17 protein-coding genes, 1 tRNA gene, 1 other RNA gene and 2 pseudogenes are annotated in these 21,733 nt (G+C 65.9%); 10 read left to right on the plus strand and 11 right to left on the minus strand.

Annotated features, from left to right (window positions below):
* Positions 1 to 17: 17 nt before the first annotated feature.
* An RNA gene (gene ffs, locus NMQ03_RS03080) (signal recognition particle sRNA small type) lies at positions 18 to 114 on the minus strand.
* A gap of 393 nt (positions 115 to 507) precedes the next feature.
* Between ffs and NMQ03_RS03085 the strand changes: the two genes are divergently transcribed.
* Positions 508 to 592, plus strand: a tRNA-Ser gene (locus NMQ03_RS03085).
* Positions 593 to 671: 79 nt separating this feature from the next.
* Here the strand turns inward: NMQ03_RS03085 and NMQ03_RS03090 are convergent.
* The gene (locus NMQ03_RS03090; RefSeq protein ID WP_255174333.1) at positions 672 to 1,607 is read right to left on the minus strand and encodes an oxygenase MpaB family protein; all 936 of its coding nucleotides are present in this window, start codon (positions 1,605 to 1,607) and stop codon (positions 672 to 674) included.
* 600 nt (positions 1,608 to 2,207) lie between these two features.
* On the opposite strand from NMQ03_RS03090, the pseudogene NMQ03_RS03095 reads away from it, so the two are divergent.
* A pseudogene (locus NMQ03_RS03095) lies at positions 2,208 to 2,513 on the plus strand (M23 family metallopeptidase); the annotation flags it as partial.
* Positions 2,514 to 2,728: 215 nt separating this feature from the next.
* On the opposite strand, the gene NMQ03_RS03100 reads toward NMQ03_RS03095, so the two are convergent.
* Entirely contained in the window at positions 2,729 to 3,391 is a 663-nt protein-coding gene (locus NMQ03_RS03100; RefSeq protein WP_255175722.1) for a hypothetical protein, read from the minus strand.
* Between the two features lie 95 nt (positions 3,392 to 3,486).
* On the opposite strand from NMQ03_RS03100, the gene NMQ03_RS03105 reads away from it, so the two are divergent.
* Positions 3,487 to 3,999, plus strand: a complete 513-nt coding sequence (locus NMQ03_RS03105) for a glutathione peroxidase (RefSeq protein ID WP_255174334.1) — start codon at positions 3,487 to 3,489, stop codon at positions 3,997 to 3,999.
* Between the two features lie 159 nt (positions 4,000 to 4,158).
* Positions 4,159 to 5,088, plus strand: a complete 930-nt coding sequence (locus tag NMQ03_RS03110; protein WP_255174335.1) for a phosphodiesterase — start codon at positions 4,159 to 4,161, stop codon at positions 5,086 to 5,088.
* A gap of 85 nt (positions 5,089 to 5,173) precedes the next feature.
* Here the strand turns inward: NMQ03_RS03110 and NMQ03_RS03115 are convergent, their stop codons facing one another.
* Both NMQ03_RS03115 and NMQ03_RS03120 read right to left on the minus strand, forming a co-directional pair.
* Entirely contained in the window at positions 5,174 to 6,811 is a 1,638-nt protein-coding gene (locus tag NMQ03_RS03115; RefSeq protein WP_255174336.1) for a stealth family protein, read from the minus strand.
* A gap of 76 nt (positions 6,812 to 6,887) precedes the next feature.
* Positions 6,888 to 7,817 (minus strand): hypothetical protein, encoded by a 930-nt coding sequence (locus NMQ03_RS03120; protein WP_255174337.1) that lies wholly within the window; start codon positions 7,815 to 7,817, stop codon positions 6,888 to 6,890.
* A gap of 148 nt (positions 7,818 to 7,965) precedes the next feature.
* Here NMQ03_RS03120 and NMQ03_RS03125 point away from each other — a divergent pair, with 148 nt between their 5' ends.
* Together NMQ03_RS03125 and NMQ03_RS03130 are read left to right on the plus strand one after the other, a co-directional pair.
* A complete protein-coding gene (locus NMQ03_RS03125) occupies positions 7,966 to 8,265 on the plus strand; it encodes a type II toxin-antitoxin system VapB family antitoxin (RefSeq protein ID WP_026264985.1) in 300 nt (99 codons plus the stop codon).
* Positions 8,258 to 8,932 carry a LytR C-terminal domain-containing protein gene (locus NMQ03_RS03130; protein WP_255174338.1) on the plus strand — a complete coding sequence of 225 codons (675 nt, stop codon included), beginning with the start codon at positions 8,258 to 8,260 and terminating at the stop codon, positions 8,930 to 8,932. Before NMQ03_RS03125 ends, NMQ03_RS03130 begins: the two co-directional genes overlap by 8 nt.
* Before the next feature lie 9 nt (positions 8,933 to 8,941).
* On the opposite strand, the gene NMQ03_RS03135 is transcribed toward NMQ03_RS03130, so the two are convergent.
* Both NMQ03_RS03135 and NMQ03_RS03140 read right to left on the minus strand, forming a co-directional pair.
* On the minus strand, positions 8,942 to 9,592 hold the full coding sequence (locus tag NMQ03_RS03135) for a TetR/AcrR family transcriptional regulator (RefSeq protein ID WP_255174339.1): 651 nt from the start codon (positions 9,590 to 9,592) through the stop codon (positions 8,942 to 8,944).
* Between the two features lie 35 nt (positions 9,593 to 9,627).
* Positions 9,628 to 10,326: a DsbA family oxidoreductase gene (locus NMQ03_RS03140; protein ID WP_255174340.1), complete on the minus strand. Its 699-nt coding sequence runs from the start codon at positions 10,324 to 10,326 to the stop codon at positions 9,628 to 9,630.
* A 214-nt stretch (positions 10,327 to 10,540) separates the two neighbouring features.
* On the opposite strand from NMQ03_RS03140, the gene NMQ03_RS03145 reads away from it, so the two are divergent.
* The gene (locus NMQ03_RS03145) at positions 10,541 to 11,602 is read left to right on the plus strand and encodes a glycosyltransferase family 4 protein (RefSeq protein WP_255174341.1); all 1,062 of its coding nucleotides are present in this window, start codon (positions 10,541 to 10,543) and stop codon (positions 11,600 to 11,602) included.
* 57 nt (positions 11,603 to 11,659) lie between these two features.
* Complete coding sequence (locus tag NMQ03_RS03150) at positions 11,660 to 13,840, plus strand: glycogen debranching N-terminal domain-containing protein (protein WP_255174342.1); 2,181 nt, start codon at positions 11,660 to 11,662, stop codon at positions 13,838 to 13,840.
* Between the two features lie 4 nt (positions 13,841 to 13,844).
* On the opposite strand, the gene NMQ03_RS03155 is transcribed toward NMQ03_RS03150, so the two are convergent.
* Positions 13,845 to 14,378, minus strand: coding sequence for a GNAT family N-acetyltransferase (locus NMQ03_RS03155; RefSeq protein ID WP_255174343.1), 534 nt, complete (start codon positions 14,376 to 14,378; stop codon positions 13,845 to 13,847).
* 25 nt (positions 14,379 to 14,403) lie between these two features.
* Complete coding sequence (locus NMQ03_RS03160; RefSeq protein ID WP_255174344.1) at positions 14,404 to 15,363, minus strand: D-2-hydroxyacid dehydrogenase family protein; 960 nt, start codon at positions 15,361 to 15,363, stop codon at positions 14,404 to 14,406.
* 145 nt (positions 15,364 to 15,508) lie between these two features.
* On the opposite strand from NMQ03_RS03160, the gene NMQ03_RS03165 reads away from it, so the two are divergent.
* On the plus strand, positions 15,509 to 16,702 hold the full coding sequence (locus tag NMQ03_RS03165) for a CynX/NimT family MFS transporter (protein WP_255174345.1): 1,194 nt from the start codon (positions 15,509 to 15,511) through the stop codon (positions 16,700 to 16,702).
* Positions 16,703 to 16,893: 191 nt separating this feature from the next.
* On the opposite strand, the pseudogene aceB reads toward NMQ03_RS03165, so the two are convergent.
* Together aceB and aceA are read right to left on the minus strand one after the other, a co-directional pair.
* Positions 16,894 to 18,546, minus strand: a pseudogene (gene aceB, locus NMQ03_RS03170) (malate synthase A).
* A gap of 101 nt (positions 18,547 to 18,647) precedes the next feature.
* Positions 18,648 to 19,964 (minus strand): isocitrate lyase, encoded by a 1,317-nt coding sequence (gene aceA / locus NMQ03_RS03175; protein ID WP_255174346.1) that lies wholly within the window; start codon positions 19,962 to 19,964, stop codon positions 18,648 to 18,650.
* A 150-nt stretch (positions 19,965 to 20,114) separates the two neighbouring features.
* On the opposite strand from aceA, the gene NMQ03_RS03180 reads away from it, so the two are divergent.
* Positions 20,115 to 21,626, plus strand: a complete 1,512-nt coding sequence (locus NMQ03_RS03180) for a helix-turn-helix transcriptional regulator (RefSeq protein ID WP_255174347.1) — start codon at positions 20,115 to 20,117, stop codon at positions 21,624 to 21,626.
* The last annotated feature ends 107 nt before the right edge of the window (positions 21,627 to 21,733 follow it).

A 21,733-nucleotide genomic window follows, 5' to 3' on the forward strand; every position in this document is an offset into this window, starting at 1 on the left:
CCGCCCTGTGGGGGAATAGTAAAGACCCCCCATGCACCCGCCAGAGCCCGTCTACCCTTGCTACCTTCCGGTCCTGGGGGAGTTCAACAGGATGACGCCACATGAGGGGCCGTCAGATACTTTACCCGAACATTCGGTCCGACTCGAATCGGACCCGGCGCCGCCGGCGGAGGCCCTGGCCCGTTGCCGGTGCCCTGCCCGTGGATGCCCGGGTACGGATGTCCATTGCTTATCCCCGCCCCAGCCGGGATCATGGCTATGTACACCGATTGGGGCAATCTCAAGGTTGTGAGCTGCGTGGCCTGGCTTAACGGGGCTGGACCCGGCAGCTCAACGGTGCAACAGGGAATGGGCGCATTGGGGGCGTCCATTTTCAGGTTAAGGCAACCATCGCCGTACCCCTTTGAGGCGGGATGCGGCCGGCAAAAAACCGATGCCGGATGGGCCAATTGGGCGATGCGGAAAACTTCAGGTAATCTAGTACCTGCTTTTGATTCAGAAGCAGTTGGAGAATTCGCCTAGCGGCCTATGGCGCACGCCTGGAACGCGTGTTGGGTTAACGCCCTCGGGGGTTCAAATCCCCCATTCTCCGCCGGTCAAGAACCCGGCCCCGGTAACCCGGGGCCGGGTTCTTGCTTTTTCCGCCTCCGTTACAGCCTTCTGGTTGGTGGTCAGGCCAGATCTGCCAGCGGTTCACCAAGCCGCCTCAGGCGCTGCCTCGCTGCTGTTTCGCTGGGACCCATCCCCCTCCGGGGACCGCCCAGGGCCAGGTGGACGACGCCGAGCACCACCTTTGTGGTTAACCGCACGGGCAGGGGAAACGGGCCCAGCCGTGGAAGAGAGAGCCCCAGCATCTGGCGGTACCGGGGTTCCAGGCTGTAGACCGCAGCGGCAAACAGGATCCGGTAGCCAGGCTTCAGCAGCGGATGCAGGGGCGCATTGCGGATGAACTCCACCGTCTCCTTGACGCGGCCGTCCGCCCGCAGCTCGCCCTGCGCGTACCAGCGTTCCAGTTGGCTGCGCATCTGCGCTTCCGTCAGCGGCGGGTCTTCCACACCCATCAGCCGCCCGGCCTGGGCCCACTCCCGCACGTAGGCGTCCTGGCCGCCTGGGATGGGGCTGCCCCAAATTCTGTGGGCTGCGAGGAAGCCGTCCGTGAAGGCCAGATGGATCCAGTTGGCCAACCCGGGATCGTTGGCACTGTAGGTGCGCACTTCGCCGTCGTTGTCCTTGTAGTTGCCCTGGACAGGCTCATGCAGGCGGCGGACGCGCCGTGTTGCCTCCTCCGCGGCGTCCGTGGATCCATAGGTCACCGTAAAGATCCAGCGGATGGTGTTGGCCAGCCGGCGCAGGGGATCGTCACGGAAGTTGGAGTGCTCGTGCACCCCCGCCAGCGCGCCGGGATGGAGCGACTGCATGAGCAGCGTGCGGATTCCACCCACGATGGGCGTCATGGAGCCGTGCACCGCCCACACTGCCGAGCCGGGCAGGTGGTAGCCCACGTCGTCGCCCTCGGCCAGCTTGAGCGTCCAGTCCGGCGGGGCGTCGGCCCTGCCCGAGAAGGTCTTCTTGATTTCGTCCTGCCAGGTACGAAGGACATTGCGCATGAGACATTGTTGCCCATTTGCGCCACGCACGGCTGGATCCGGCAGAGACGCGCAGCTCCGCCCCCTAACGACCCACAAAAAACCCGCATTGTCCGGCTACGGGGTTTCCACGCCTGCGGTCCTGTGGTCCCATGGGACATACCGTCGAGACACCGTGCGGCAGGCCACGTCGTGGAGTCAGTCAATTGGGCAAGAATTCCGTGCCCGGCAACAGCAAGCCGGACCAGCGTACCCTTCCCCCCGTTGCCCGGGCCGTTGCTGCTGCCGGCGTGCTGGCGGCGTCCGTCTGCGCCGTCAACCTTTCCGCCGGCTCCGCTGAACCGCCACAGTTGGCGCGATCGGTTGCCGGAACCGGCACCACTCAGGGCAGTGCCGCCCCGTACGGAACGTCCGGAACGGCGAAGCTCCGGGAAGGGCACAGCGAACCAGCCCCCACGGCAACAGACCAGCTTGGCGCCGCTGCCCTTCCGCGGCCATCTTCTCCAATCCACCTGTGGCATTGGCCTTCCCGCACACGTCCATTGGCGGCGTCGACCAGAGCGCCAGGGCGGCCCTCACGCTGGGCCCGGCCGGTGCCGCAGGCCCTTGCCCGGCTTCCTCATGGCGCCCCTGCAGCTACTGGACCCGAGCTCGCCGTTCGGGTTCCGGGTCAGCCCGATCAGCGGGGCAGCGGGAGACTTCCACCTGGGCCAGGATTACGCAGCCCCCTGCGGAACTCCCGTCTACGCCGCTGACTCCGGTGTTGTGCGGGCGGCCGTCTGGCACCCCTGGGGCGGCGGCAACCGGATTGAGATTGACCACGGCGACGGGCTCATCACCACCTACAACCACCTCGAATCCATTGGTGTGCACACCGGCGACCAGGTGCGGGTGGGCCAGGTCATCGCGCGTGTTGGGACCACCGGATGGTCCACGGGCTGCCACCTGCATTTCGAGGCAATCCTGAATGGCCGCTACACCAACCCCTTGAGATGGAACTTCCTCCAGCTCCGTGCAGTGGACCAGGCCCTTCCGGCTGAGATGGTTTCGTACGTGCCCGGCACGGGGTTGTCCGGCGGCAGGATCAGCTGGACCATCCCCCTCCAGGTTGACCCGGGAGACGGACTCCCCGCAGCCGGGCTTCAGGTTTCACCCTTCCCGCCGCTTTTCGTACCAGGCCCGGCACCCTCGCCATCCCAGGCAACGGGCATCGTGCTGCCCGCTCCGAACGTGCAGTTGACGACGACGGGCCCGCTTACCGCTGAACCGTCGGTAAGTGCCGCGCCGCCTTCGCCCGCGGCGGCACCCAGCGATCCGTCGACGATCCCTGCAAGCCCAACGCTGGCTCCGTCACCGACCGAGCCATCGCCGTCGCCCGCTTCGCCAACCCCTACTTCACCAAGTCCCACGCCGACGCCCGCTCCGACGCCGACGCCCGCTTCGCCAACCCCTACGTCACCAAGTCCCACGCCGACGCCCACTTCGCCAACCCCTACGTCACCAAGTCCCGCGCCGTCGCCTTCGCCGTCTCCCACTGACCCTGCCAGCCCAACGCCCACGCCGACGCCCACGACTTCACCGACTCCCGTCCAGCCCACACCCACCGAACCGGCTCCGGCGCCATCGCCGGTTGAGCCTGCGCCCGCTCCGGCCCCGGCCCCTGCGCCCGCCCCGGCCCCCGCTCCCGCCCCCGAACCGGTGCCAGCACCGGTTGAGCCCGCCCCGGCACCCACCACTGCCGCCCCGGCGCCTGCCCCAACCCTCCCGCCCGCGGAGCCTGCCCCAACGCCGACCCCAACCCCCACCCCTACGTCGACTGAACCAGTACCGACGGCGCCCCCGGCCTAGGGAATTTGCACCCGGAACCCGTACGGCGCCCCACCGGCACCGAATCCCTTGCATGAACATCTCTCCTCTGACACGCAGCCAGCGACCCCTCTATCCGATCCCGCTGATCCTGAACGATGGCACCAGGACAAATTTCGGCCAGTTCAAGGGAAAAGTGGTGTTGGTGGTCAACGTGGCGTCCAACTGCGGCTTCACGCGGCAGTACGCCGCCTTGGAGGCCCTCTACGGCAAGTTCCGCGACCGGGGGTTCGAGGTCCTGGGCGTTCCGTGCAACCAGTTCGCAGGGCAGGAGCCCGGGACCGACAGCGACATTGCGGACTTCTGCGAACGGAATTTCGGTGTCACGTTCACGTTGACGGCCAAGGCAGAGGTCCGCGGCAGAAACCAGCACCTGCTCTATTCAGAGCTCACCAAGTTCAAGACCGGGCTGCTGCCGGGGCTGGTGAAGTGGAATTTCGAGAAGTTCCTGGTCAACCGCGAGGGGGACGTGGTGGCGCGGTTCGCCCCCACGGTCGAGCCCGACTCGCCAGAGATCCTCGACGCCATCGAGCAAGCGCTCGGATAAAGGGTGGCCAGCCGAATTTGCCCTGCAAAAGCGCAGTTCTTTTAACTTTTTCCACATCAGCGGCGGAGATTTACCCCATGTTTGCCAAATGTCTGATTGGATAAATATTACTGAAGGGTACAAGGGAAGAACGGCTTCCCACCGACCATAGAGGTAGCAATGGAGCACATCGAGGCCGAACATCCCCGGCCACGCCACTTCCTACTCCACCTGAGTGATCCCCACCTGTTGGGAGGTCCAGAACCCCTCTACGGAACCGTCGACAGCGAAGCCAGGCTCGCCCAGCTCTTCGATGAAGTCAAAGCGTCCGGGGCCAGGCCGGAGGCCGTGATCTTCACGGGCGACCTTGCCGACAAGGGCGATGCCGGGGCGTACGTGAAGCTTCGGGCCATCGTTGAGCCGGCCTGCAAGGAAATGGGCGCCCAGGTCATCTGGGCCATGGGTAACCATGACGACCGGGCCAACTTCCGCAGGGGACTCCTTGACCAGCCGGGCAGTGACGAGCCGGTGGACCACAGCTACTTCATCAACGGGCTGCGGGTCATCACCCTGGACACCACGGTCCCGGGTTTCCATCATGGCGAGCTGAGCCCGGCGCAGCTGGAGTGGCTGGCCCGCCAGCTTGAAACTCCTGCCCCGGACGGCACCATCCTGGCCCTCCACCACCCTCCGGTCCCGTCAGTGCTGGACCTCTCGGTGCTGGTTGAACTGCGCGACCAGGCGTCCCTGGCCGCAGTGGTGCGTAATTCGGATGTCCGCACCATCCTTGCGGGCCACCTGCACTACTCCACGACGGCGAGCTTCGCCGGCGTTCCCGTCTCGGTGGCGTCGGCTTCCTGCTACACCCAGGACCTGAACGTACCTGTGGGCGGGACCCGCGGCCAGGACGGCGGCCAGGCGTTCAACCTGGTGCACGTGTATGAACACACCATCGTGCACTCCGTGGTGCCGATGGGCAGTGCCCCCACCGTTGGCGAGTATGTGTCTCCCGAAGAGACCGCCCGGCGGCTGGAGGCTGCCGGGATCCGGATCCCGGAAACCACCAAGCAACGCGGCAGCACCAAGCTCGGGGTGCCTACCAGGCGGTAGCACCCCTCCACACAGCACTGGGGCCGGCTCCGTCAGGGCGCCGGCCCCAGTGCTTTGGGCTTGCGGGGGTCGACGCGCGGCCGTCCTACTTCTCCCAGGGTGCCTTGATGGGGAAGTACCTTTCCAGGAAGTCCGTCACCACTTCGGCGCGCTCGTCCGCGCTGACCTCAGGAAAGCTGCCGTCGTTCAGGCAGAAGAAATCCATGTTCCGCTTTGCGAGCAGCTTGGGCAGGTACTTCAGGCCCGAGCGCATGGTGGTGTCCACGTAGCGCACCTTCGCGGCAGTCTGCGTTACGGCGCGGCCGGTCAGCAGGGCGTAGTAGTGGTAGAAGGAATTGGTCACGGAGATGTTGTCCGCTGCACGGAACCGGCTGGCCGCCGTCTTGCGGAACTCCTCCGGGAACTCCTCCTCCATCTGGCCCACCACGCTCCGCCGCAGGGGCGCAGCGGTGTGCTCCAGGTGGCGGGTGGTGATCCGGCCGAACCGGTTCCACAGGAGCTTGCGGTTCACCCGGGCGGCGTTCTCGAACCCGCTGCGCTCGGCGTCGTTCTCGCCCAGGCCAATCCTGGTTTCCGCCTCGATGAACTTGGTGATGCCGCCGGGCGTGAAGAACATGTCCGGGCCCACCGGCCGGTCAAAAAACATGTCGTCGTTGGAGTAGAGGAAGTGCTCGGACAGCCCCTCGATGTGCTGCAGCTGGCACTCCACGGCCTGTGAATTGTGCGTGGGCAGCACCGAGGGATCGGAAAAGAACTCCTCGCTCCGGACGATGGTGACGGAAGGGTGCTCCGCCAGCCAGGAAGGTGCGGGGGAGTCCGTGGCGATGAAGATCCGGCGGATCCAGGGCGCGAACATGTACACGGACCGCAGTGCGTACTTGAGTTCATTGATCTGCCGGAACCGGGCTTCATGGTCGTCGCCTTCGCCCAGGACATGTCCCTTTTGCTGGGCGCGGCGGGCCGCGATGTATTCGGGAGAGCTGCCGTCGACCCAGGAGAACACGATGTCGATGTCGAAGCTGATGTCGCTGGCATGGTCGGCAAACATGTTCTCGATGGTGGGCCACGTGTGTCCGTAGCGTTCCACGGTGCCCCGGACCGCATCCTGGCGCAGCAGCGTCCTGCGGGTCAGGGAGTTCTCGATCGGAAGAATGAGCTGTTCTCCCTCGAAGGACCACAGCTCAATCTGGACGCCGGCGGAAGCGCCGAACTCGAAACCGCCCACCGGCTCCACCCGCGGCCGGTACAGACGGAAGATGCGTCCCTGCCGGTTGGGGGACAGCTCGCCGTCCGCCACCAGGACGGACGTCTTTTTCTTCGCGTCCACGGTCATGGAGTAGAAGGGCTCGTCCCGGCACGCCTCCACCAGGGCAGCCCGGAGCTTCTTCCGGTCTTTCCAGTCCAGGGCCAGCACGGGGCGGTCATTGTTGCCGCGGACCAGGAGGTACGCCAGGCCGGCGTTTGCCAGGACGTTCCGCAGGAACAGCAGGTCTTCCACCATGGCCTGGTATGGCGTCCTGGTGTCATTGATCAGGGCATAGCGGCCCTTGTGCCGGACGACGTCGGCCCGGTGGCTCAGCCGCCGTTCTGCCGCCGCCGATGTGATCTCGGCGTGAAATTGTTCTTCCACTGACGCCTGGGCGCCGTAGTAGACCTCGTCCTGGACCGGTGCTTCTGTAATGGTTGTCTCCGTGCTGGTGGAAGTGGGCATTCTTACCTGCATGATAGTCCTGCCTGGGTAACGGAAGGTTTCGCGGCGTTATTGCGGCGGCGCGGGGAATTCCCGGCCCGGCAGGGGCTCAGGCGTCCAGCGCCTCCCGCCAGGCCCGCAGGAAGGCGCCGCCGGCGTCGTCGTGGATCACCGTGGACTCCAGCCCCAGGTCCGCTGCCGTCAGCACGGGGTAGGGCTTGCTGGGCACACCGTCCGCGGGCCGGACGTCCACGTGCTTCACGGGATGGTCGTTGTGGTGCAGCCAGTCCGCCATGGCGTAATCGGTGCGGGAATCGCCCACGGTCCGCCACGCCTGCGGGGTGATGCCCTGCGCCGCGAGGAGCTCCACCGCACGGCTGGCGCCCAGGTCCTTTCCCAGCCGCACGGACTCAATGTCCGTGGAAATAATGGTGGGATCGACGCGGTAGTCCACCTCGTCGTCGGAATTTGGCACGTGATGGTCAAGCCGGACAACGCCCAGCCCGTGGCGTGCCATGAGTTCCATCGCCTCGGCGTCGAACAGCTTCTGCTCCGCCAGGTAGTCAGCGCTGGGCACATCGATGTGCTGCTCCACTGACACCATGGCGCGCTTGGTCTCGTCAAAGAACATGTGGGCGGCATAGTCCTCCGCCACCAGCCGGCGGATGTCATCCCCGTACGCTGCCGGGACGGCGAGTTCCCGGTCCACGTGGATGGGGCCGGGGCCTGCGGAGGTATAGCTGAACCAGACCGCGCCCTTTTCGCAGACGGCGTGGATAACGGTTCCCGCCGGGATGCTTACCGCGATCATGGGTTCCATTACCTGTTCGCGGATAAAGGCGTCGGAACGGCCGGTGTTGAAAATGACAGGAATCCCGGCTGCTGCGAGGGCCACCAAGTCCAGGATGATGCCCGGCTTTACGTCCCGTGTCACCGGGCTGGCCACCGGCCCGTCCACGTCCAGCAGGAGCGCCAGCGGTGGTGCGGACGGCAGGCGGATTCCGGGTGCGGACACGGCAGGGGACTCGGATACTGTCATGGGTCCATTCTGTCAGCAGGACCGCCGCCGTCCCGTGCGTGCACCCGCCGACCCGGGCGTGTGGCGGTATGGTCACTGTTTGGCTACAACCTGGCGCGGGCCAGCCCTGCTACTTTCGCTGGGGCACCACGGTGCCTACTGTGGCATGGTGATATTCAAAGCTGTGGGCGAGGGCCGCCCTTACCCCGACCATGGTTACAGCACTCCCAAGCAGTGGGCATCGCTGCCGCCGCGGCCGGTGCGGCTGGACGAACTGGTGACCACCAAGCGCACCCTGGACCTGGAAGCGTTGCTGGCGGAAGACTCCACATTTTTCGGTGACCTGTTCCCGCACGTGGTGCAGTACCAAGGGACCCTCTACCTGGAGGATGGCCTCCACCGCGCAGTGCGGACCGCCCTGCACCAGCGCACCGCGATCCACGCCCGGGTCCTGGTGCTCGATGGCTAGCAAGCGGCCCAAGGACCCCGGCATCCTGCATGGCCACCACGTCGTTTCCGGACCGGAGCTGCGCGCCGCCATGGAAGCGGCACGGGACGCCGACGAGACCGTCCGGGTCCGCCGCCGCGTGCTGCACGGAGTGGTGCTGGTCCTGCTGATCGGAGTGATCGCCGCAGGCATCATCGTTGCCCTGGCCATCATCAACGGTAAGCTGAAGCTGCCCTCGGCCGAGCCCGCCCCGACCCCGGTGTCATCCTGTCCGGCCTCAATGTTCGATTACACGCCCACCGACAAGATCAACCTCAACGTCTACAACTCCACCAGCCGGCCCGGCCTTGCCCGCTCCGTTGCGGACGAACTGCTGGCACGCAAGTTCGTGGTGGGAAACGTATCGAATGTCAACGCCGGCTACCGGGGCGTGGCCGCGGTGGTGTCAGGCGCCGCAGGCCAGGCGGCGGCGTTCACGGTGCAGCGCCATGTGCCCGGATCCGATTACTTCCAGGACGGCAGGACAGACGCCAGCGTGGACGTCATCCTGGCGCAGGATTACAAAGCGCTGGTCCCACCGGAACTGGTGGACCAGACACCGGGAAAGCTCAGCTGCCCGCGGGAGAACCGGCGCACGGCGGACACGGACAAGCTGCCCGTCATGCCCGCCGCCGCTCCTACGCCCTGACCGCCGGACTCAGCCGGTCACAGCCGGGAGCTGTCCGACGCGCACGGGCTTACCGCCGTCGTCGAACCTGGCGCCAGCGCCCAACTGGATGAAGCGCACGGTCCGTGCCACGCGCGCCTCCAGTTCCGCCGGCTCGTCGCTGCCCCTCGCGGCACTTGAGGACAAGGTGCCCAGGATCAGCTGGGACTGCTGGCCCACGTCCGCCACCGGCAGGTAGCCCTGCTCCATGCCGTCACGCAGGATGCCCTGCAGCAGGACGCTGAGCTCGCCCACATGGTCCGAGAGCTTGGCAAAGGACGACGGCGACAGCACCGCCCCCATGGCAGGCCCCGGCGGGAGGTGGCGGCGGCTGAGGTCAACCACCTGGGCGCGGACGTACAGCGCCAGCCGCTCCACCGGGTTCTCCAAACGGTTCAGCGATTCGCGCAGGTCGGAGAGGAACTTCTCGGTCTCGTCCAGGGCATAGGAGATCAGCAGTTCTTCGATGTCCGCGTAGTAGTTGTACACGGCGGTGCGGCCCACACCTGCGTGCCGGGCCACATCCGTCATGGTCAACCCCGGAAGGCCGTGGGTGAAAAGGAGCTCGCCGAAAGCGGTGAGGATGCGGCGCTGGGTGTCCGCGCGTTGTTCGGCGTTGCTGGCGGCTGAAATCCTGGGCATGCAGACACTTTACCGCGATGTGTCAGTAAAAGATGCTAAACCGCGCAGCCGTCCGGGCCGCACGCGTCAGCTTCCGAGGAATTGACCAGGACCAGCGGGTTGGCGTCCTGCCAGGCCTGGTTAAGGGCAGCGGTGAACGTCTCCGTGGGCTGGGCGCCGGACAATCCGAACTTCCGGTCGATTACGAAGAAGGGAACGCCGCTGATCCCGAGGCCTTGGGCCTCCTGGAAGTCGAACCGGACCTCGTCCGAGTACTTGTCGGTGGTGAAGAGTTCCTCCACCTCGTTGGTAAGCAGGCCCAGGTCCGCGCCCACGGACGTGAGGTAATCCCGGCTGCCAATGTCCTTGCCGTGCTCAAAGTGGTCGCTGAGCAGGCGCTCCTTGGCCGCATCCTGCCTGCCGTGGGCTGCCGCGAGGTGGATCAGGCGGTGGGCGGTGAAACTGTTGGCCACCACAACCTTGTCGAACCGGTAGTCCAGGCCTTCACCCTTGGCCTGCTGGGCCACGTGCTCGAACATCTGCGAGACCTGCGGCGCGGGCATTCCCTTGCGGCTGCTCAGGTACTCCAGTTCGGTCCCGTCGTAGTGCTCCGGCAGTGTTGGGTCCAGCTGGTAGCTGCGCCACACCACGTCGACGGCTTCACGGTGGGGAAACGCTGCCAAGGCAGCTTCGAACCGGCGCTTGCCGATGAAACACCAGGGGCAGGCAACGTCCGACCAGATCTCAATCTTCATGTCCTGCATAACCCGGCCGCCCGGACAGCCATTCCGGCGCTTGCCGTGAGATGGGCCACATTCAACCCTTGTGGCCGGGGCATTCGTGGGCAATAGTTCTGAAGTAGGTGAAGCAGACGCCATGGAAATGTCGAACACCGCGGGGCAGGCATGCCCGGCGGCGGCAGGTGCCTTGCGGCTGGGGAGCTCGGGCCTCGTCATCTGGAGGCCAGATATGCGTATCGGAGTTATTGCAGGACCGTGGATTCCCATTCCACCGGGTACCTATGGCGGCATTGAAAGAGTGGTGGACACCCTGGCGCGCGGGTTCGTCGCCGCGGGCCATGAGGTGTTGCTGGCGGCCCCTTCCGAAAGTACCTGCCCTGTACCGAAGGTACCGGGGATGCGGCCAGCATCCCGGGATGAGCTGGGCTTCACGATGTCCGAGCTCAGCCATGTCATCCGCGCATACAAGGGACTCCAGGATGTGGACATCATCCATGACCACACACTGGCCGGGCCCCTTTACGCGCACAGGCCTCCTAAGGTGCCGGTGGTAACCACCATCCACGGGCCGCTCCACCAAGACGCCGAAGACCTGTACCGGGCCATGGCCCGGGACGTCGCCATCGTGGCGATATCGCGGGACCAGGCGTCCCATGCCCCGGAAGTCCCCGTCACGCAGGTGATCCATCACGGCATGGACGTTTCCGCCGTCCCGATCGGAAGCGGGCGCGGCGGTTACCTGTGCTTCGTGGGCCGAGCATGCGAGGACAAGGGGCTGCTGGAGGCAATAACCATCGCACGGCAGGCAGGTGTGCATCTGAAAATCGCTGTGAAAATGCGGGAGCCCGAGGAGATCCGCTACTTCCGGGAGGTTATTGAGCCGATACTTGGCCCCAACGAGGATTTTGTGGGGGAGGTGGATGACGCCGTCAAGTACCGACTGATGGGTGAGGCGCTGGCCTTCCTGAACCCCATCCAGTGGTCCGAGCCTTTCGGCCTGGTCATGATCGAGGCGATGGCCACCGGAACTCCCGTCATCGGCACGCGCATCGGCTCGGCCCCGGAAATTGTTGAGCACGGCCGCACCGGCTTCTTGGGGGATACCCAGCAGTTGAGCGGCTTTATTGAAGCGGCCGCCGGCTTGAGCAGGGAACGGTGCCGGGCATCAGTGGAGGAGCGGTTCAGTGCCCAGCGGATGGTGGCACAGCATCTCAGGCTCTTTGATGACCTGCTGGCCGGGAGATTGCCGGGAGGGGTTCCGGTTACCACGCCTGTGCACCAAAATCGATAAGGGGGCGGGCGGCCATTCGGCTCCCGGCAGCAATCCGCCTGAGAAGGGAGTCCTTCCATGACCGCCTGGAACGAAGATAATGAGGCCTCGGGCTCCGACGTGGGTGCCGTCACCGTTCTGGAAGGTTCTTCGTTTTGTATTTCGGCGGGGACCGGCGACATCAGTCACGACGGGGGCACGAACGGGGCGTTCTACCAGGACACCCGGATCGTTTCGCGCTGGGTGCTGCGCATCAACGGCTCGCGGCGCGAACCATTGTCAGCCCAAAAGCCGCAGCCTTTCGAGGCGACATTTGTTGGCCGCGCCACCTGGCCGGGAGGCCGGTTCGACAGTCCCCTGGTAGTCCGCCATGTCCGCCACATCGGGCCGGGCCTGCAAGACGACATCACCCTGCAGAACTACGCTGCGGAACCCGTTGAGTGTGCCATCGAACTTCTCGTGGACGCAGACCAGGCCGACCTCTTCGACGTGAAAGGCGGCCGGACAACAGGACCCGATGACACAACCCGCACCGTGGTGGATGGAAAGCTCATCATTGAAGCATCCCGGCACGGCCAGCAGCGGGGTTCCGCCATCGGGGCCCGGGGTGCTGAGGTGGAGACTGACGGGCTACGGTTCAACGTCACCGTTCCGGCCCGCGGCAAATGGAGCACCAGCGTCATCGTGGTGCCGCTGGTCAATGGGGAAGCCCCGGAAAAGCCCTTCACCGAAGGCCAACTCCCGCACCACCGTGAGGGCGTGCGGCGCCACCTGGCGTGGGAGGAGAACGTTCCGCGGATCAGCATCGAGGACACCAGCTTCCAGAACGTGCTCAACCGCAGCCAAAGTGACCTTGGTGCACTCCGCATTTTCGATGGCCGCCATCCCAACCGCGCCGCGGTCGCAGCGGGGGCGCCCTGGTTCATGGCGCTGTTCGGGCGGGACTCGCTGCTCACGTCCTACATGAGCATGATGGTCAACCCCAATCTTGCCCTGGGCACGCTGCAGACCCTGGCCGGTATCCAGGGGAAGAAGGTGGACGTGGACTCCGAGGAGGAACCGGGCCGCATTCCCCATGAGGTGCGCTTGGGCGTCACTGCCGGCCTGTCGCTGGGCGGCACCGCGTACTACGGCACGGCCGACGCCACTCCGCTCTTCGTATCCACCCTGGGCGAGTTAAGCCGGTGGGGGTTGTCACGGGATGCGATCCAGCCGCTGCTGGCGCACGCGGACCGCGCCCTGGAATGGATTGAAAGGTACGGCGACCGCGACGGCGACGGCTTCGTTGAATACCTGCGGCCAAACGACCATGGCCTGGTCAACCAAGGCTGGAAGGACTCCTGGGACGGCATTAATTTCGCGGACGGGACCATCGCGGAGGCCCCGATCGCGCTCTGCGAAGTCCAGGCCTATGTCTACTCCGCCTACCTTGGCAGGTCGCTGCTGGCCCACTGGACCGGAGATTCGGACCTGGAAAAGCACTGGGCCGACAAGGCGGCAGCCTTCAAGGAGGAGTTCAACAAGAAGTTTTGGCTTCCTGACAAGGGCTATTTTGCGGTGGCGCTGGACAAGGACAAACGGCACGTCGATGCGCTGACGTCGAACATCGGCCACTGCCTGTGGACGGGTATCGTGGACGAGGACAAAGCAACGTCCGTCATGGAAAACCTGATGTCCCCGCAGATGTTCACAGGCTGGGGTATCCGCACCCTCGCCTCCGACATGGGCGCCTACAACCCCGTCAGCTACCACAACGGCTCGGTGTGGCCGCACGACACTGCGCTGGTAGCCACGGGGTTGATGCGTTATGGGTTCGTGGACGAGGCCAAGAGGGTGGCCCTGGGCATCCTCGATGCTGCCCAGCATTTTGACGGTAAGCTGCCGGAGCTGTTCTGCGGGTTCGACCGCGGCGAGTTGCCGGGCCCCGTTCCCTATCCCACCGCATGCTCACCGCAGGCCTGGGCCGCGGCCGCACCGGTGCAGCTTGCACGGATCCTGTTGCGTTTCGACCCTGTGTTCACCCGCGGGGTGGTGCACTTGGCGCCGATCCTGCCGGAGTCCGTGGGTTCGTTCAGGGCCGAAAATGTCCTGCTGGACACCAGCCGGGTGACCATCAGCGCCACCGGATCGAGCGGCACCATCGAGGGCCTCCCGCCTGGGCTGAAGCTCCTGGCCGAACCGCGGCCGCCGCTGGCCTACCCGTTGGAGGAACCACTGGCAGGCCCAGGCATCCGGAGGCTGCATCAGCCGGGAACGTGAGCGGTTATGGCAGGGGACGCTCCAGGACGAAGTCGTGCTCCACGGTGCTGCCCAGCCGGAACGATTTGGTACCCACCTTCCGGAATCCGGACTTCCCGTAGAAGCGGATGGCGCGGACATTCTGGCTGTTCACACCCAGCCAGGCCCCGGCGCCGCCGGAAGATGCGGCCGCCTGGAGGCTTGCGTGCATGAGTTCTGCGGCCGCGCCCAGCCCGTGATAGTCCGGGTGGACATAGCATTTGCTGATTTCCACGGACGGCAGCAGCGTCAGCACGGAAGCCACGTCCGGGTCCGCTGCGGGCCTGTCCACCAGGAGGCTGTAGCCGCAGAGCTGCCCGTTGGTGTCGATGACCAGGACGGTGATGTCCGGGTCGGCGAGGTAGCCCTTGAAGTGCTCCTCGCTGAGCGTGTTGGCCAGGTGGGCGGCAATGTCGGCAGGTGACGACGACGCCGGGCAGGCCAGCGGAAAGGTGACGGCTGCCAGCCCGGCGAGGGGGCCGGCGTCGTCCGCTGTTGCCGTGCGGATGATGTGGGTCATTCGGTTGCTCCGGTAGTAAAAAGGGTCAGGCCGTGAGGGTTCGGATGGGGGAGCCGGCAAGCCAGGCGGTGACGTCCTCCAGGGCGCCGCCGTAGAACTGGCGGTAGCTTTCCTGCGTGACATAGCCCAGGTGGGGGGACAGCACGGTGTTCGGGGCGGCCAGGAGCGGGTGGTAAGCCCGCAGGGGTTCCTGGTCGAAGACGTCCAGGGCGGCGCCGCGGATCCATCCTTCGTTCAATGCCCTGATCAGGGCTTCCTGGTCAACGAGTGGCCCCCGGGCGGTGTTGACGAGGATGCCCTCCGGTCCCAGCAGCCGCAGCTCGGCCTCGCCCACGGTGTTTTCCGACCGCGGGGAGAGCCTCAGATGGAGGGTGGCGACGTCGGCCACCGTGAAGAGCTCCTCCTTGGACACCAGCCGGGCCCCGGCCTCTTTGGCCGTCTCCGCCGTGAGGTTCTGGCTCCACGCCACGACGTCCATCCCGAAAGCCTGCCCGTAAGCGGCCACCCGCCGGCCGATTTTGCCCAGTCCCACGATGCCCAGCGTCTTGCTTACCAGCTCAAAGCCCACCGTTGACTGCCAGGTACCCGCCCGGAGGGAGCTTTCCTCGGCAGGAAGGTGCCGGGCGATGGCCAGCAGGAGGGCCCAGGTCAGTTCGGGCGCGGCCGTGGGTGAGCCGGGCGTGCCGCACACCGTCACCCCGTGCTCGGCCGCCGCCGCCACGTCGATGGCGGCATTCGCCATCCCCGTGGTGACCAGCAGCTCAAGCGCCGGCAGTTTCTCGAACACTTCGCGGGGGAACGCCGTCCGCTCCCGCATCGCGATCACCATGGTGGTGTCCGCCAGCGCCGAAACCAGCGCGTCGCCGGAAGCAAAAGGCTCCCGGTAGGACGTCACCGTGACCCCTTCGGCCTCCAACGCCGTGAAGTCGGCGAAGCCGTGGGCCACGTCCTGGTAGTCATCGAGGATGGCAAGGCGGTGCGTCATCGGTGTCCTTCGCAGTGTGTCCTACGTCCTTGGGTCACGTTCATCGTATGGCAGGGCCGTCCGGGAGGGTGCCTGAAACTCCAGCACCGCGGAGCGTGATAGCAATGGGAGTGATGAATCCACGCCCATTCCCGATTTTGACCCTGTGAGCAGCCGCGTCCTGTCCCGCGTCCCGAAGAGCTGGGTCCTGCTGGCCTGCATCGGCCTGCTGGCGCTGAACCTCCGTGGCCCGTTCGTGGCCGTTGCGCCCCTGGTGGACCTCATGCAGGCGGAACTGCACTTTTCGCCGGTCATGCTGGGGCTGCTGACCAGCATCCCTGTGCTCTGCTTCTCGCTCGCGGCTCCGCTGGCGTCCCTGGCCGCCCGGAAGTTCGGTGCCGAGTTCGCCGTGACGCTGACCATCCTGGGGGTCCTGGCCGGCGTGCTGCTCCGCTCCGCGGGAGGACCGGTCCTGGTGGTGGCCGGCACGGTGGTCATCGGGGTGGCCATCACCATAGGCAACATCGCGGTGCCATTGATCATCCGCCGCGATTTCGCTCCCCGACGGCAGGGGACCGCGATGGGAATCTACACCGCAGCCCTGAATATCGGGTCCTTCCTGACCTCGGTGATCATGGCCCCGCTCGCGGCAGTGACCGGGTGGCGGCTGGCCTTGGGTGCCGTCGCCGTCCTGGCCGTCGCCGCGGTGGTGGTGTGGGTGCTGGCAGTGGGGCCTCGGACGGCTTTCCTGGCCGAGGCCGAAGACGGCGGGGACACGCCCCGGGCCCCGGCAAGCCGTTCCGGCTGGACTACCGCCGGGCTCACGGCCGGCTTCGGCGGCCAGGCGTTCTCCTATTACGGCGTCACGGCATGGCTGCCGAGCTACCTGCACGACGAACTGGGAATGAACGCAGCCCAGGCCGGCGCCGCGTCCTCAATCTTCCAGATCCTGGCCATCGTGGGCGGACTCGGCGTGCCTTTCGCGGCCAAATACATGAATACGACGGCGGTGGCGGTCACCCTGGGTACGTTGTGGCTTGCCGTTCCGGTGGGGCTGCTGTTCCTGCCGCAGCTGTGGTGGCTGTGGTCCACCTCCGGCGGGATCGCCCAGGGCGGCGGCATCACCCTGATCTTCATCGCCATCATCAAGCTGGCCCGCGACCAGGCCTCGGCCGGTCGGATGTCCGCCACTGTCCAGGGCCTGGGATACTGCCTCGCCGCCGTCGCGCCGCCGCTGGTGGGCTTCGTCCACGACAGCTCCGCATCGTGGACGCCGGCCCTGCTGGTCATCCTCGTGTCGGTGCTGACCTTCTTCGTCAGCACCACCCTGTCCGTGCGGCAGGTGCCGAAGGGGCGCTAAGGCGAGGCCCGTCGTCGGACGTTCCCTTAGACGCCCGCTCACTGCAGCAAACAAGGCAACGCCCGCCCACTCTCCCTGGGGAAAGTGGGCGGGCGTCATACGGGGTGCTCCGTTGCCGGACCGGCGCCCCGGATTTCGGGGGGCCTGTTGCGAAGGGCGTGCCGGCCCGGCAGACGGAAGTACTGGTGGGGTCAGGCCGCGGTGAGCTCCTCGACGGTGGCCTTTTCACGGGCCTCGGTCAGGTAGCGGGCGTAGGCCGGCAGGGTGAGGAAGGACGGGAACTCACGGCTGAGCGTGACCTCCTCGAAGATGTCGCGGGCGTCCTCGAACCGGTCGCCGTCGAAGCGCTCCAGCCGGGCGAATTCCTCGTCCAGCAGTTCCTCCACCCACTCGTGGCTGATGATCTCGCCGTGGTCCGTGATGGCCCGGGCGTAGATCCACTGCCAGAGCTGGGACCGGGAGATCTCGGCGGTGGCGGCGTCCTCCATGAGGTTGTGGATGGCCACCGCGCCGTTGCCACGGAGCCAGGATTCGATGTAGCGGATGCCTACCTCGATGTTGTTCCGGATGCCCTGTTCGGTGATGGTGCCGGTGGTGGCGGCAACGTCGATCAGGGCGCGGTCGTCCGGGGTGACGTCCTCGCGGAGCCGGTCCAGCTGGTTGGGCTTGCTGCCCAGGACGCCGTCGAACACTTCGCGGCACACGGGCACCAGGTCGGGGTGGGCCACCCAGGAGCCGTCGAATCCGTCGTTGGCCTCGCGGGTCTTGTCTGCGCGGACCTTCTCCAAAGCGTTGGCGTTGGCTTCGGGGTCCTTGCGGTTGGGGACGGCTGCTGCCATGCCGCCGATGGCCATGGCGCCGCGCTTGTGGCAGGCGCGGACCAACTGTTCGGTGTAGGCGCGCATGAAGGGCTGGGTCATGGTGACCTGGCCGCGGTCCGGCAGGACGAAGCGGGGGCCGCGGGTGCGGAAGTTCTTGATCAGGGAGAAGATGTAGTCCCAGCGGCCGGCGTTCAGGCCTGCGGCGTGGTCGCGCAGTTCGTAGAGGATCTCCTCCATTTCGAACGCTGCGGTGATGGTCTCGATCAGCACCGTGGCGCGGATGGTGCCCTGCGGGATCCCGAGCAGGTCCTGGGCCAGGATGAAGATGTCGTTCCACAGCCGGGCTTCGAGGTGGTTCTCGATCTTGGGCAGGTAGAAGTACGGTCCCTTGCCCTGGGCGAGCAGGCGGCGGGCGTTGTGGAAGAAGAACAGGCCGAAGTCCACGATGCCGCCGGCGATGGGCTGGCCGTCGATGAGCATGTGCTTTTCCGGCAGGTGCCAGCCGCGGGGCCGGACCACAATGGTGGGCAGCTCGCCGGCGGGGCGGAGCTTGTATTCCTTGCCCTCTTCGGACGTGAAGTCGATCCGGCGCTCCAGGGCGTCGGTGAGGTTCAACTGGCCCTTGATGACGTTCCGCCACGTGGGGGTGGAGGAGTCCTCCATGTCAGCCAGCCACACCTTGGCACCCGAGTTCAGGGCGTTGATGGTCATCTTCTTGTCCACCGGGCCCGTGATTTCGACGCGGCGGTCCTCCAGGCCGGGGGCCGGGGGCGCGACCCGCCAGGACGGGTCATTGCGGATGTGCTCTGTTTCCCTCAGGAAACGGGGGTCCGCTCCGGCGGCGATGTCAGCCCGCCGTGTGCGCCGTGCCTGGAGCAGCTCCTGCCGCCGCTCGGCGGTGGCCCGGTGCAGCTTCGCAATAAAGGAGAGTGCGTCCGGGGTCAGCACCTCGTCCTGCCGTCAAATCGGCTGCGCGGTCAAGGTAATGCCGTTGATCGTAAAGCTATCGGTGAAGCTGTTCATGGGAATCTCCTGGTAACCCCGGTTGCTCTATCACTTTTGGTTGCCAAGGCGGCCTGTTAGGAGCCAAAAGTGATAGAGCAACGAGCGGGAAAGGCTGGGTTTTAGTGGAACTGTCCCTCTTCGGTCGATCCGACCAATGCGAGGGTGGACGCGTTCGGGTTGAGCGCCGTGGAGATGGTGTCGAAGTAGCCGGTACCGACTTCGCGCTGGTGCTTGGTTGCGGTGTAGCCGCGGGACTCGGAGGCGAATTCCTTTTCCTGGAGTTCGACGTAGGCGCTCATGCCTTCACGGGCGTAGCCGTGGGCGAGATCGAACATCGAGTAGTTCAGGGCATGGAAGCCGGTCAGGGTGATGAACTGGAACGTGAAGCCCATGGCGCCGAGTTCACGCTGGAACTTGGCGATGGTGTCGTCGTCCAGGTGCTTGCGCCAGTTGAACGACGGCGAGCAGTTGTAGGAGAGCATCTGGTCCGGGAACTCGGCCTTGACGGATTCGGCGAACTTGCGGGCCAGCTCCAGGTCCGGCGTGCCGGTTTCCATCCAGATGAGGTCGGAGTACGGGGCGTAGGCCTTGGCGCGGGCGATGCAGGGTTCGATGCCGTTGCGGACCTTGTAGAAGCCCTCCGCGGTGCGCTCGCCGGTGATGAATTCCTGGTCGCGCTCGTCGACGTCGGAGGTGATCAGGGTGGCGGCCTCGGCGTCGGTGCGGGCGATGACGACGGTGGGGGTGCCGGCGACGTCGGCTGCCAGGCGGGCCGCGTTCAGCGTGCGGACGTGCTGCTGGGTGGGAATCAGCACCTTGCCGCCGAGGTGGCCGCACTTCTTCTCCGAGGCGAGCTGGTCCTCCCAGTGAACACCGGATGCGCCGGTCTGGATCATGGACTTCATGAGTTCGTAGGCGTTCAGCGGGCCGCCGAAACCGGCTTCGGCGTCGGCAACGATCGGGACCAGCCAGTCCTCGACCGTCTGGACGCCTTCAGAGAATTCGATCTGGTCTGCCCGGAGCAGGGCATTGTTGATCCGGCGGACCACAGTGGGGACCGAGTTGGCGGGGTAGAGGGACTGGTCCGGGTAGGTGTGGCCGGAGTTGTTGGCGTCCGCGGCGACCTGCCAGCCGGAGAGGTAGATGGCGCGGAGTCCGGCCTTGACCTGCTGCACGGCCTGGTTGCCGGTGAGGGCGCCCAGAGCGTTGGTGTAGCCGCCGGTCTTATGCTCTTCGGTGAGCTGCTTCCACAGCTTCTCCGACCCGCGGCGGGCCAGGGTGTGCTCTTCGGAGACGCGGCCGCGGAGGCGGACGACGTCGGAGGCTGAGTAGTCCCGGGTCACACCTTCCCAGCGGGGGTTGGCGGCCCACTCGAGCTCCAGGGCGGCGGCCTGCTCTTCGGGCGTCTGCTGGGTGGGCTCAAATGCTGCAGTCATCGTTGATCTCCTTGATTGAGCTCCGGACGGGGTAGGTGGGAACCGCGTCGTTGAGGTTCCCACCGGCCTTATCCGGTGCGGTGTTTCTTTCCGTGACAACTACTTTTCAGCACTTTCAACCCCCTTTCTAGATAAAAAGCATGGAAAGAAATGCACTTCTTCACGTATTCTTCAGAAATGGCGCCTTCAAGTTGGAACAGGGACGTTTCCCAGCCACCGTCAGCCGCCGCAGCGGAACTGGACGTCATCGCACTGGGCCGCCGCGTCCGCCATCTCCGCAAACAAGCCGGGCTCACGCTCGATGACCTGAGCGCCGCCGTCGGCACCGCTCCCAGCCAGCTAAGCCTGATTGAAAACGGCAAACGCGAGCCCAAACTGACGCTGCTCCAGCACCTCGCGGGCGCACTGAACGTCAGCATCGACCAGCTGCTTGGGGCAGAGCCGCCCAGCCGCCGCGCCGCCCTCGAAATCGAACTGGAACGCTACCAGCGCGGGCCGCTGTACGAATCGCTGAACCTGCCCAAAATCCGCATCAGTTCGCGGCTTCCAGTTGACGTGCTCGAGGCCCAGGTGGGGCTGCTGCACGAGCTGGAACGGAAGATGAACGAGCAGGTGGCCACCCCGGAGGAAGCCCGGCGCGCCAACGGCGAGCTGCGGGCCATGATGCGGGAGCGCGGCAACTATTTCCCGGAGTACGAGGCAGAGGCGCAGAAGGTCCTCAAGGAGGTGGGTTACACCACCGGCCCACTGAGCCAGCACGTCATCGCGGACATCGCCGAGCACCTCGGTTTCACCCTGCACCACGTCGGGGATTTGCCGCATTCCACCCGCTCCGTGACGGACTTGAAGAACCGCAAAATTTACCTGACGCAGAGCCAGCGGCAGGACCACGACCCCCGCTCGGTGCTGCTGCAGGCCCTGGGCCACTACGTCCTGGGCCATGAAACCCCCAAGAACTACGGTGACTTCCTGGCCCAGCGGGTGGCCACCAACTATTTCGCCGCCGCCCTGCTCCTGCCCGAGCAGGCCACCGTCGAATTTCTGCAGAAAGCCAAAGCGGCCAAGGAAATCGCGGTGGAGGACATCCGGGACGCCTTCGCCGTGTCCTATGAGACAGCGGCGCACCGCTTCACCAACCTGGCCACCAAACACCTGGGCATTACCACGCACTTCCAGAAGACGCACCAGAGCGGCATCATCTACAAGGCGTACGAGAACGACGGCGTGAACTTCCCCCAGGACCACACCGGAGCCATCGAGGGCCAGCCGTCGTGCAAGGCCTGGACCTCCCGGGCCGTGTTCGATGTGCCGGACAAGTTCAGTGCCTACAGCCAGTACACCGATACGCCGTCCGGCACGTACTGGTGCACCGCCCGCACCGAGCGGTCCGCCAGCGGCGAGTTCTCGCTCAGCATTGGCGTGCCGTACCAGCACGTGAAGTGGTTCCGCGGGCGGGAGACCACCGCCCGCGCCAGGTCCAACTGTCCGGATCCCAATTGCTGCAAGCGGCCGCCTGCCGAACTGACCAACCAGTGGGCCGGGAACGCCTGGCCGTCCGCCCGGGCCCACTCGCACCTGCTGGCCGCGATGCCTCCGGGAGCCTTCCCCGGCGTGGATGAGACCGAGGTGTACAGCTTCCTGCAGGCGCACTCCGGCTCCTAGGAACGCCCCATCAGTTCCCGCCGGTTTCCTCCGGACGCCCCATCACTTCCTGCCGGTTTCCTCTGGACGCCCCATCACTTCCGGCCGGTTTCCTCTGGACGCCCCAT

It is taken from the genome of Arthrobacter sp. DNA4 (genome assembly GCF_024362385.1).
Lineage (GTDB): Bacteria > Actinomycetota > Actinomycetes > Actinomycetales > Micrococcaceae > Arthrobacter.